Below are 571 nucleotides of genomic sequence, written 5' to 3'. Positions count from 1 at the left end.
GATGTCCGAATCCGGCGAGGGCGAAGACATCACGGCTGCGGCCCGCCGGTACATGACCGAGGTGTACGAGGAGTTCCCGACGCTGCCGGGTGCGCACAGCGCTGTGCGTGAGGTGATTTCGCTTCTGGCACAGGAACGTCCGGTGATCGCCCATTGCTTCGCGGGCAAGGACCGGACGGGGTTCACCGTTGCCACCGTGCTGGAAACCGTCGGCGTCGACCGGGACCGCATCATCGCCGACTTCCTGGCGAGCAACGACGCCATCCCAGCTCTGCGGAACCGCATCATGGAATCGGTGCGGGCGCGGTCCCAGGAGGCGCCGGAGATGATCACCTACGCCGAGGCCAGGCTGACCGACGAGGTGCTCGGGGTGCGCGAGGAATACCTCGACGCGGCCTGGCGCAAGCTCGAGGCGGCTTACGGCTCGGTGGCGGGATTCGTCGAGGCGGCCGGGGTATCGCCCGAGGACCTGGCCGCACTGCGGACCAACCTGGCCGGCTGAACGCGCTCACGCACCCTCGAGCGCTTCTCCGACCTCTTGGACCACCCGGCTGTGCTCGTTCTGCATGAG

At 68.0% G+C, this 571-nt stretch carries 1 protein-coding gene; it reads left to right on the top strand.

What is annotated here, in order from left to right; all coding sequences use genetic code 11:
* Positions 1–502: tyrosine-protein phosphatase (locus IMZ11_RS43500; protein WP_228649542.1), on the top strand; the 502-nt coding region annotated here is incomplete at its 5' end.
* Between the last annotated feature and the right edge of the window lie 69 nt (positions 503–571).

This window comes from Microtetraspora sp. AC03309 (assembly GCF_020826795.1).
Classification (GTDB): domain Bacteria; phylum Actinomycetota; class Actinomycetes; order Streptosporangiales; family Streptosporangiaceae; genus Microtetraspora; species Microtetraspora glauca.
The sequence above is the reverse complement of the archived record's forward strand: the minus strand, read 5'-3'. Positions and strand labels throughout refer to the sequence as shown.